Consider the following 11,422-nt stretch of genomic DNA (forward strand, 5'->3'; position numbering starts at 1 on the left):
CGCCCTCCCGACGCAACGACAAAACCGTAAAGCCCCGCGTTCAGCATAACCCGGCAGGAATCCACTTAAATCCAGCGGGGCGCTGTCCAAACAACCGGGGCCAGCTCTGAGGACTACGACCTTGAGCGCGGCTTCGGAAGTTCCGACTGCCTCTAAACAAGCAAGCCACGATAGTAGCTCTCGTCGTCGCGCGCGTTCATTCGTCTCGCCTGGATCTATTAGATAGTGGGCAATCGACTCGTCAAAAGGTCAATGGGTTGACCCACAAAGTCGGAGTCACATGGTAATGTCCCAATTCGAGATAATCAGGGCTACATGCGTCTGAGGCAGGACGACTCGCCCGCGTCAGGGCAGGTTCTTCTCTTTTACGTCAGGAACGCAGCCGCCGGGACATTTGACGTAGATCAACGCGGCCCATTCTCCGCGGGGTTGAATGGATCTGCAATTTTCCGATCGTCCGGGCGCCTAGTGATGTAAGCGGTCCATTCGCGGTGACATACGATGATCACATTCCACGTTATCAAAGAGCAGCATGGCTGGGCCATCCGGATGGATAAGCGCATGATGACGCCATTCTGGTCGAGAGATTTGGCGATCCGCGAGGCGAACTGTCTGGCCAACGCCATCCGCTGCCATGGCGAGTGCGCGGAAGTAATTATCGAGGATGCCGTCCCGAGCGGGCCGCTTACGAAGACCGCGGACGCAAGACCCCTCTCGGCTTGAGGCCGCTCGAAGGATGGTGGGAGCGTGGGACGCTGGCGCCGCCAGCGGCCAGGCCCACGTTGAAGGGGCGGCAAGGCGATGCTTGTCGAGTTCGATGACTTCGCGGGCAGGCGCAGACCGCCCCTCAAGAGTGCGCTGAGCTTGCGGTTTCGGCGATGGCTTAGGACACATGGATCGTCACCGCCGTGGGACGACGGAGCTCCCATCCGGTCTGAGCTCTTCAGCGTCGATCGGCTTGAAGAACACGCGCGCAGCCTTGCCTCCGCACAGGCCGTGATGCCATACCAATCGAAGGGCCCGTCATTGACGGCGAGGCTCGCCGATAATGAGGCTGTGCTTCTGGCGGCCTACCGCGATGTCGCTCAGGCTATCGATGCGGGGGCGGCCATCACCCCCACGGCCGAGTGGCTGATCGACAACTTTCACGTGGTGGAGAAGCAGATCCGCGAGGTCCGGGTCGATCTACCGCCCGGCTACTATCGGCAACTTCCGAAGCTCGCCGGCGGCCCCTTCGCGGGGTATCCGCGCGTGCTCGGCGTGGCGTGGGCGTACGTGGCCCACACCGACAGCCTCTTCGACCCGGAGGTACTTCGCCGCTACCTGCGCGCCTATCAGGAAGTGCAGCCGCTGAGCATCGGCGAACTGTGGGCGGTGGCGACAACCCTACGCATCGTGCTCGTCGAGAACCTCAGGCGGATCGCCGAGCGCGTCGTCGAAAGCCGGGCCGGGCGGGGCGCCGCGGACGCTGTGGCAGATCGGTTGCTGGGGACTGGCGGCCGCGTCGTCGAACCAGCCGAGGCAGTCCTTCCGCCGCATCCCCAGACAACTATCCCAGATAGCTTTCTCATGCAGTTGGTCTATCGCTTGCGCGATCAGGATCCCAGCATTGCGCCGGCATTAGAGTGGCTCGACAAGCAACTGGCTCGGCAGGGAACGACTGCCGAAACCGTCGTCCGAGGCGAACACCAGAGGCAGGTCGCCGGCACCGTCACAGTCCGTAACATCATCACGAGTATGCGCCTCATCACCGATGTCGATTGGACGGATCTGTTCGAGCGCGTCAGCCTGGTCGATGACGTCTTCAAGGCCGGCAGCGCCTTCGAACACATGGATTTCCCGTCGCGCAACCTCTATCGCGACGCAGTCGAGCACCTCGCTCGCGGCTGTGAACTCACCGAATTGGAGATTGCCCACGCAGCGGTGGACGCGGCGAGGCGCGCGTCCGAAGCGAATGTCGATGACGGCAACGTCCGCCTGACAGATCCCGGCTACTATCTGATCGCAGGCGGGCGAACCGGATTCGAAGCGGCGATCGGTTTTAGGCCGTCTCTGCTGAGCTGGCCGCGACGGGCCTATCGCGCAATGGGAATCGGCGGGTATGTCGGGTCCGGCGCGCTCATCGCAGCCGGCGTGCTGGCCGTTCCGCTGTCTGTCGCCGCATTGGGGGGTCTGGAGTGGAGATGGTTGCTGCTGCTCGGGATTCTTGGACTCGTCCCGGCGATCGACGTGGCCGTCGCAGTCGTCAACTACCTCATCACCCGAGGTTTCCGCGCCACTTTGCTGCCGGCGCTCGAACTGCTTGGCGGCATCCCCGTAGACCTGCGCACTCTTGTCGCAGTGCCGGCTCTGCTGACATCGCTCAAGGAAATCGAAGAGCTGATCGTCCGGCTTGAGATCCACTACCTGGCAAGCGCTCAGGGCGATCTTCATTTCGCACTACTGACCGATTGGCGCGATGCAGCAAGCGAGCTGGAGGACGGTGACGATGAGCTGCTGACTGCTGCGAAAGCCGGTATCGCGAGGCTGAACCGACGCTACGGACCTGCACCGGGGGGCGACCGCTTCCTGCTGTTGCATCGGCGGCGGGTGTGGAGCGAAGGCGAAGGCTGTTGTATGGGGTGGGAACGAAAGCGCGGGAAGCTGTCCGAGCTCAATCGGCTCTTGCGAGGCGCCAAGGACACCACATTCTTGGCGCCCTCTACTGTGCCCGATAATGTGCGCTACGTCATTACGCTCGATGCGGACACGCGGCTCCCGCGCGAGACGGTCGGACGGCTGATCGGCAAGATGGCGCATCCTCTCAACCGGCCGCGCTTTGACGCAGATCTGGGGCGAGTCGTCGAAGGCTACGGTATCATGCAGCCCAGAGTCACGCCAGCACTGCCAGTGGGACGCGAAGGCTCGCTCTTTCTGCGCGTGTTCTCTCGCGCAACCGGCATAGATCCTTACGCCGCAGCGGTCTCGGACGTGTACCAAGATCTCTTCGGTGAGGGCTCATATACGGGCAAGGGCATCTACGACGTGGACGCCTTTGAGGCGGCGCTGCACGGACGCGTGCCCGAGTCGACGCTCCTCAGCCACGATCTGTTCGAGGGGATATTTGCACGCGCCGGCCTCGCCTCTGATGTCGAGGTGGTAGAGGATTTTCCTCCTCGGTACGACGTTGCGGCTCTTCGCCACCACCGCTGGGCGCGAGGCGACTGGCAGCTGCTACCATGGCTCTTCGGACGTGGACCCAGACGCCCCGATCACCGGCCGATGTCTGGTGTTCCCGCGATGGGCCGCTGGAAGATGCTCGATAACCTGCGGCGGTCACTGGCTGCGCCGGCGATTGTTTTGGCGCTGATCGCGGGATGGGCGATGCCGCTTGAAGAAGCGGCGGTCTGGACTGGCTTCATTCTATCGACAATCGTGCTGCCGCCACTTATTCCCGTGATCGCCGAGATCGCGCCGCGCCGACCCGGTGTTACGCTGCGCAGTCATGTCCGGGCTCTCGGCGCAGACCTGCGCCTTGCGCTTATCCAGTCTGGCCTGATGATTGTCTTCCTTGCTCACCAGGCCTGGCTAATGGGTGATGCAATCGTTCGCACCCTGGTACGGCTCGCGTTTACGCGCCGCAACCTTCTCGAATGGGTCCCTGCGGCTCACGCGGCATTCGGGCCGCGTCCACGCGCGCTGAGTTTCTATCGGCGAATGTCCGGAGCCTTGGTCATCGGCGTCGTGGCCATGAGCGTGGCTTGGCTATGGGGACAACAAACGTGGCCTTTGGCCGCCGTGTTTGCAGGCGCCTGGCTCGCCTCTCCGTATGTCGCCCTTTGGGCGAGCCTGTCGCCCCGGGTCTTGGGCCGGCGTCAGTTGGCCGCCGCTGACGTTCTCAGCTTGCGCCGCATAGCCCGAAGGACATGGCGCTTTTTCGAAGCATCGGTCACACCGACCGACAACATGCTTCCGCCAGACAATTTGCAGGAAGCTCCAGCGTTCGTACTGGCCCATCGCACATCGCCGACCAACATCGGCCTTTATTTGTTGTCAGTCGCGTGCGCGCGGGACTTCGGGTGGATCGGGACCACCGAGGCCGTGGAGCGGCTCGAGGCGACGCTCGCGACCATGGATCGGCTGGCAAAGCACCGGGGTCACTTCTTCAATTGGTACGATACACGTGACCTGCGTCCGCTCGATCCGCAGTACGTGTCCTCGGTCGACAGCGGGAATCTCGCTGGACACCTAATCGCGCTCGCCAACGCATGCCATGAGTGGCGCACCTCGGCCATGGCGGAGCAGCAGCGCCTCCAAGGTGTGGCCGATGCTCTCGACCTCGTCCGGGACGAAGCTCGTCGGTTGCGCGACCTGCGCAAGTCCCAGGCGGTGTCATGGCGGCGCCTCGACGACGAAATCGGACGGCTGGCGTCCAGCCTGCTTCAGGCGGGTGCCCGCGCCATTGATATCGAACAGCGGCTTGCGGAAGTGTCAGAACAGGCCGCGATCCTGGCCGACGTTGTCCATCAGACCGTTCTCGAAGAAAGCGACCAGGCGGGCGCGGACCTGCAGTTCTGGGCCGATGCAGTCAATGCCTGCATTGAAAGTCACCGGCGCGATCTTAGCACGAGCAGCGTAGTCTCACTGGAGGCGCGGCTGAAGTCGCTGGAGGAAGCCGCGCGGTCGACAGCGCTGTCGATGGAGTTCGACTTTCTGCTCGACCCCGACCGGCTGCTGCTCTCCATCGGATATCGGGCATCCGAGGGAGAGCTCGATCCGCGTTGTTATGACCTTCTCGCCTCGGAGGCGAGGCTCGCAAGCTTCTTCGCCATTGCCAAGCGGGACGCACCGGCGCGGCATTGGTTCCGGCTGGGCCGCGCGGTGACTGCGGTAGCAGATGGCGCAGCGCTGATCTCTTGGTCGGGCTCGATGTTCGAGTACCTGATGCCTTCAATCGTCATGAGGGCACCGGCCGAGAGCCTGATCGAGCAGACCAACCGGCTGATTGTCCGCCGCCAGATCGCGTATGGAACGACGATGCGGGCGCCCTGGGGCGTGTCGGAGTCCGCTTACAACGCGCAAGATCTGGAGTTCACGTACCAGTACTCCAACTTCGGCATTCCAGGTCTCGGCCTGAAGCGAGGGTTGGCGGACAATGCCGTGGTCGCTCCTTACGCCACCGCTCTGGCTTGCATGGTCGACCCTCAGGCCGCAGTAAAGAACTTCGAACGGCTCGAGGCCCTCGGCGCCCGCGGCCGTCACGGTTTTTACGAGGCGCTGGACTTCACGCGAGCTCGGGTCCCTGACGGAGATCGTGTAGCCATTGTGCGCGCGTTCATGGCCCACCACCAAGGTATGACGATCACCGCAATCGCCGATACCCTTTTGGACGGCTTGATGCGAAACCGCTTCCATGCCGAACCGATCGTAGAAGCGACAGAGTTGCTTCTGCAGGAGCGCGTGCCACGCGAGGTCATGGCGACTCCGCCGTTGGTCTCAGACGCGAAGTCAGCGGCCAGGATCCGCGAGATTGAAGGACCCGGCAATTGGCGAAAGGCAAGCCCGTACAGCGCTACCCCAGCCACGCAGCTGTTGTCGAACGGCCGCTACTCCGTGATGCTCACGGCGGCCGGATCTGGCTACAGCGCCTGGCGCGACTTGGCCGTGACGCGCTGGCGAGAGGACGCCACCTGCGACGATTGGGGCCCGTACATCTTCTTGAGGGACATCGCGAGCGGCGAGGTCTGGTCGGCGACCTACCAGCCGACTGATGCAGAGCCTGAGGCGTGCGACGTCATCTTCAACGAGGATCGCGCCGAGTTCACGCGTCGAGACGGAGCGCTGGCGACAAACATGGAGGTGCTGGTTTCCGCCGAAGACGATGCGGAAGTGCGCCGCGTGACGATCTCGAACTTCGGCGACCAGCCGCGCGAGGTTGAGGTGACTTCCTATGTCGAACTGGCTTTGGCATCACAGGCCGCAGACGTGGCACACCCCGCCTTCTCGAAACTGTTCATAGAGACCGAGCATCTCGCCGGCCTCGGCGCCATACTGGCGACGAGGCGGCGGCGGGCACCCAACGAGCCGGAGGTCTGGGCTGCGCACCTGGCAGTTGTCCACGGTGTAGCGGTAGGCAAGCGCGAGTTCGAGACCGATCGCGTGCGGTTCCTGGGTCGCGGCGGCAGTGTTCGCGCACCGGGCGCAGTCGTGGGCGGTCGGCCTCTCTCCAGCTCGACCGGTGCGGTGCTCGATCCAATATTTGCCCTTCGCCGCCGGGTGCGGATCGCGCCCGGCGCGACGACACGGATCGACTTCTGGACGATGGTCGCCTCCACTCGTCAGGAGATCCTCGACCTTGCTGACAAGCACCACGATGTCGGCGCCTTCGAACGCGCCGCCGCGCTCGCCTGGACGCAAGCCCAAGTGCAATTGCACCACCTCGGCATTACGCGCGGCGAGGCGGGACAATACCAGCGTCTAGCCGGTCACCTCGTCTACGCCGCGCCCGTGCTCCGTTCGCCGTCGCAAACCATCGAAAGCGGGATTGGTGGGCAGCCGGGTTTGTGGGGCATGGGCATATCTGGCGATCTGCCGATCATCCTGGTCCGCATTTCTGACATCGACCAACTCAATGTGGCGCGCGAGGTGCTCCAGGCGGTGGAATATTGGCGGATGAAGCGGCTTGCGGTGGACTTGGTTATCATCAACGAGCTTGCCTCCTCCTACGTTCAGGATCTCCAGATCGCGCTGGAGACCTTGGTCAGGGCCAAACAATCCCGGCCCCGGATTGGAGAAGATGGGCCACCCGGGCACACCTTCATGCTGCGCTCCGACTTGACCTCGCCGGAGGCCCTCGGCCTTCTTGCGTCCGTCGCGCGTATTGTCTTGGTCGGCGCGCGGGGACGGCTCGCGGATCAGCTTGAACGCGCGCCCGAAGCCAGGCCTTTGCCCCGGGTCACAGCAAAGCGTGGTTTGCCCGCTTCCGAGCTCCAGATCTCGAGACGGCCGCCTGGCGTGGAGTTCTTCAATAGCCTCGGTGGCTTCGCCGAGGGCGGCCGCGAATACGTGACGATCCTCGGCCCGGGCCAATCGACGCCGGTGCCGTGGATCAACGTGATCGCCAATCCTAGCTTCGGTTTCCTGGTGTCCGCGGAAGGCGGCGGTTACGCCTGGTCCGTGAACAGCCGAGAGCATCAGCTGACGCCTTGGTCCAACGATCCAGTCACTGATCAACCGGGCCAGGCTTTCTATCTTCGGGATGAGGAGACTGGACATCTCTGGAGCCCCACGGCGCTGCCGATCCGGGACGAAGCGGCCACCTATTCGGCGCACCATGGATGGGGTTATAGCCGTTTCGAGCACACCTCGCAGGGCATCGCCGCCGAGCTCCTGGAATATGTACCGGTCGCTGATCCGGTGAAGATCTCGCGCTTGAGAATGCGCAATCTTTCGAGCCGCACCAGACGGCTGTCGGTGACGGCATATGTGGAATGGGTTCTCGGCGCGTCCCGCGGCGCGGCGGCGCCATCGATCACCACACGCATCGATCCGAAAAGCGGGGCGATCATTGCAAGCAACCTGTGGAATCCGGCCTTCGCGAAGCGCTCTGCCTTCGCGGACCTGGCCGGGCGCCAAGCGAGTTGGACGGGTGATCGCCGGGAGTTTATCGGCCGCAACGGCGCGCTCGCCTGGCCGGCGGCCCTGATCAACGGGACTTCGCTTTCGGGGCGGGTCGGCGCCGGACTAGATCCCTGCGCCGCTCTCCAGACCGTGGTCGATATCGAGCCGAATGGGGTTGCCGAGATCGTCTTCTTCCTCGGCGACGCCTCGGACGACGCGGAGGCGCAGTCGCTGATCGCGCGATACCGCCAGGCGGACCTGGATGCCGTGCTCACCGAAGTCCGTGGATTTTGGGATGAGATCGTCGGCGCAGTTCAGGTGAAGACACCGGACCGGTCGATGGATATCATGCTTAACGGCTGGCTCGTCTACCAAACGCTCGCCTGCCGCGTCTGGGCGCGATCGGGCTTCTACCAAGCCAGCGGCGCCTATGGCTTCCGGGACCAGTTGCAGGACTGTATGGCGCTCGCCACGATCCGTCCATCGATAACCCGCGAACATCTCCTGAGAACCGTAAGCCGCCAGTTCGTCGAGGGCGACGTCCAGCACTGGTGGCTGTCGCACTCAGGCCAAGGCGTGCGCACGCACATATCGGATGACCGTGTGTGGCTCGCCTACGCGGTCGCACACTATGTGCGAGTCACCGCCGACCCCCTCGTGCTCGATGAAGTCGTCCCCTTCCTGACGGGCCAGACGCTGCAGCCGGGCGAGAGCGACAGCTTCTTCCAGCCGACCGTCTCGGACGAGAGCGCCAGCCTCTACGAGCATTGTGCCCGTGCGCTGGACGCGAGCCTAGCGGTCGGCAGCCATGGCCTACCGCTGATCGGCGGCGGCGATTGGAACGACGGCATGAACCGCGTCGGCGAAGGTGGTCGGGGCGAGAGCGTCTGGCTTGGCTGGCTGTTGCACGCCACTCTCGACGTCTTCGCCACCATCGCCGATGGGCGCGGCGACGCAGCGCGGGCAGCGAACTGGCGCAAGCACATGCAGGCGCTGACGACTGGCCTGGAAAGCCAAGCCTGGGACGGCGACTGGTATCGGCGCGGCTGGTTCGACGACGGCACTCCGCTGGGCTCGGCAACAAACGATGAGTGCCGGATCGACTCAATTTCCCAATCCTGGGCAGTGATCTCCGGTGCGGCGCGGCCCGATCGCGCGGCCCAAGGTATGAGGGCCGTCGACCGCGAGCTGATACTGCATCACGATGGCTTGGCGTTGCTGTTCACGCCGCCCTTCGATCGCTCGGCGCTCGACCCTGGTTACATCAAGGGCTATCCGCCGGGCGTGCGCGAGAATGGCGGCCAGTACACCCATGCCGCTCTCTGGTCCGTGATGGCCTTTGCAGGCCTCGGAGATGGCGACAAGGCGGCGGCGCTCTTCTGGATACTCAATCCGATCAACCACGCCCGCACGCGCATCGACATGCACCGCTACAAGGTGGAGCCCTATGTCGTCGCCGCCGACGTGTACGCCGCACCCGGCCATGTCGGGCGCGGCGGCTGGACCTGGTACACGGGCTCGGCCGGCTGGATGCAGCGCGCCGGCATCGAGTCCATCCTCGGACTTCGCATCGAAGGCAACGTTCTGCGTCTTGACCCCTGCATTCCCAAGTCATGGCCCCGTTTCGAGATCACACTCCGCCACGGCGCGTCACGGTACGAGATCGTGGTCGAGAACCCGCAAAGTGTGCCGCGCGGCATTGCGGCGGCGGAGCTCGATGGTGCGAAGATCGCCGCGCGGCCGCTTTCCATTCCACTCAAAGACGACGGCGCGATCCATCGGCTGCAAGTCCGGCTGGGCTAGTGCGGTGGGCCTCAACAAGGTCTATAATTTTCGAAACTGGGACTGCCTGAGAGGAGTAATATCGTGAGAACGTACGTCGCGAGCATTGGCGGGAAGGTGACATTAGCATTTCGCGCTGAGGATGATGATGAAGCGCGCTCGATGATTAACGACCAGGAAGGTGGCATACGATCTGACCTGAGGGCGCTCGTTGACGAGGACGGAAAGCCGCTATGGGACGGAAAGTCTATCATTCAAGCGCAAGAGGCGACGGCGGCACAACATGCCGAATGGGAGCAGTCTCGCGATCAGGCAATCAGCGACGAGGAAATCGACTTGGATGCTGGCGACGATCCCGATGAGTGGAGCGTCTATTTAACGAGCGCCCCTCAAATTGAGTAATTTCCACGAAGCGACAGGCGTTGGGCGATTACGAGCTTGCCATATCACCGAACAAAGGCACATCCTCGCCGCCGCTGTCCGGCTCGTGCCCATGCGCTGCGGCAGCGCCGCGCTCAGGCGCGAAATATCCCCAATTGCAGACCGCGGTGGGGTGTCACGGCCGTCGGTAATCACATGCAAGACTGCAGACACACCGGCCTCAGTGAGTATCTTCGCGAGCGCTACCGCGTGATCCTGATGCGAGTGCACGCCCCCTGGTGAGACCAAACCCAAGAGGTGGCAGGTACCGCCGGTCAGCCGCAGCCGGTCGATCAGGCCGATGAGGGCAGCCGTATGCTTGATCTCGCCGTCGGCAATCGCCGCGCTGATACGCGGCAGGTCCTGCATCACGACGCGACCGGCGCCAATGTTGAGATGCCCGACCTCAGAATTACCCATTTGCCCTTGCGGCAGCCCGACATCCTGGCCCGACGTTCGCAGGAGGGCATGCGGGCAGCTGCCCCATAGAAGGTCGAAATTGGGAGTTCGCGCCTGACGAACGGCATTGTCAGCGATCTCTTCTCGCCAACCCCAGCCGTCCAAAACGACCAGCATCACGGATCGGCGCTTGTGCATCTCTTGAGCCCTCCCGCCTATCCGACGGGGCCGATCGAAAGGTGATGAGATACTATCTGTCGGCGTGTCGCTAACCTGCGACACCGTCTCGATCCCCTGTGAGCATGCCCCGATCTCATTTCTCGACCGCGAGAGCGTAAAGGTAGGCTAGGATCGCGCGGACGTCTTCATCGGAGAATTCGATCTGTGGCATTTCCCTGTGCTTGGAAACCATGCCCTCCGAGAGCTCTGCTTGCAGCTCGCGTGGATTGAACCGGGCGTAGATATCGCGCATCGGCGGGGCTTCCTTGAGCGGGCTTTTCCCAAAAGCTTCGATCGCGTGGCAGCGGCCGCATCTTTCTTCAAGGACCATCTTGCCTTGCTTCGCTACCTTCCTGAGGTCGGCGGCCTCGATGTGTGCCGGCAAGCACAGAAGCAATCCGATGCTGAGGCTGAGAGCCTGCCCCACGAAACGCGCTGCCATTCGTCTGCACTTCCCTGAGACCGGGTTCGCGGACCGCGCGGACAGGACACCGACAGGGCGATCAAATAGCCGTGGCTTCATCGGCATCACCTTGCGTGCCCTTTCCGGTCGCCCCGGTGAACAAGACCTCCGTATGGCCTCCCGAACCTCATCGTCTTTTAGTGCACCCTGAATCCAGCGCGCCGACTTGCACTCATTGATCTCCATCGGGGGATAGCCTTCTCAAAGCGCAAGCGACTTGACAGCGCGCTCTCGCGCTTTGAACTTCAACTCTTCGCGATGGGCAGATTCCGTTTCATGAGCGTTTTCACGCTCGTCGAACGAAGTCATTGTTCGTCTCATTCCGTCGCGCTCGCAAGCAAAGCTAGTCGGGACACACAGTCAGCTATTGATTCATGTCAACGCCGGTCAGCGAAAATCCACTTCTGTTGCGTAGCCTAACGCGAATGCTGACAGAGCTGGCCCCGCAAATTCGGACAGTAGCTTGAGTGGATTTTCTGCCTGACAGCGGCGAGGATTCTTGCTGCGAATCAGGAGCGAAGATGACGAAGAAGAGCCGCC

General features: G+C 63.0%; 5 protein-coding genes. 3 read left to right on the top strand and 2 right to left on the bottom strand.

All coding sequences use genetic code 11. From position 1 onward, the window contains the following. The first annotated feature begins 501 nt into the window (after positions 1 to 501). From QJT78_RS44140 to QJT78_RS44150, 3 genes are all read left to right on the top strand, one after another. The gene (locus QJT78_RS44140; protein ID WP_028153734.1) at positions 502 to 723 is read left to right on the top strand and encodes a hypothetical protein; all 222 of its coding nucleotides are present in this window, start codon (positions 502 to 504) and stop codon (positions 721 to 723) included. 303 nt (positions 724 to 1,026) lie between these two features. Further along, positions 1,027 to 9,402 carry a glucoamylase family protein gene (locus QJT78_RS44145; protein ID WP_281460629.1) on the top strand — a complete coding sequence of 2,792 codons (8,376 nt, stop codon included), beginning with the start codon at positions 1,027 to 1,029 and terminating at the stop codon, positions 9,400 to 9,402. Between the two features lie 63 nt (positions 9,403 to 9,465). After that, positions 9,466 to 9,783 carry a hypothetical protein gene (locus QJT78_RS44150; protein WP_028153732.1) on the top strand — a complete coding sequence of 106 codons (318 nt, stop codon included), beginning with the start codon at positions 9,466 to 9,468 and terminating at the stop codon, positions 9,781 to 9,783. Here QJT78_RS44150 and QJT78_RS44155 read toward each other — a convergent pair. Then, positions 9,757 to 10,398, bottom strand: coding sequence for a hypothetical protein (locus QJT78_RS44155; protein ID WP_028153731.1), 642 nt, complete (start codon positions 10,396 to 10,398; stop codon positions 9,757 to 9,759). The genes QJT78_RS44150 and QJT78_RS44155 overlap by 27 nt on opposite strands. A 115-nt stretch (positions 10,399 to 10,513) precedes the next feature. Then, the gene (locus QJT78_RS44160) at positions 10,514 to 10,861 is read right to left on the bottom strand and encodes a c-type cytochrome (protein ID WP_208089718.1); all 348 of its coding nucleotides are present in this window, start codon (positions 10,859 to 10,861) and stop codon (positions 10,514 to 10,516) included. Positions 10,862 to 11,422: the final 561 nt, after the last annotated feature.

The organism is Bradyrhizobium sp. Mp27 (assembly GCF_029953005.1).
Lineage (GTDB): Bacteria > Pseudomonadota > Alphaproteobacteria > Rhizobiales > Xanthobacteraceae > Bradyrhizobium > Bradyrhizobium barranii.

Excerpts from the sequence above, each read along its gene's own strand:
- QJT78_RS44160 (WP_208089718.1), bottom strand. The coding sequence starts at position 10,861 with ATGGCAGCGCGTTTCGTGGGGCAGGCTCTCAGCCTCAGCATCGGATTG.
- QJT78_RS44155 (WP_028153731.1), bottom strand. The coding sequence starts at position 10,398 with ATGCACAAGCGCCGATCCGTGATGCTGGTCGTTTTGGACGGCTGGGGT.
- QJT78_RS44140 (WP_028153734.1), top strand. The coding sequence starts at position 502 with ATGATCACATTCCACGTTATCAAAGAGCAGCATGGCTGGGCCATCCGG.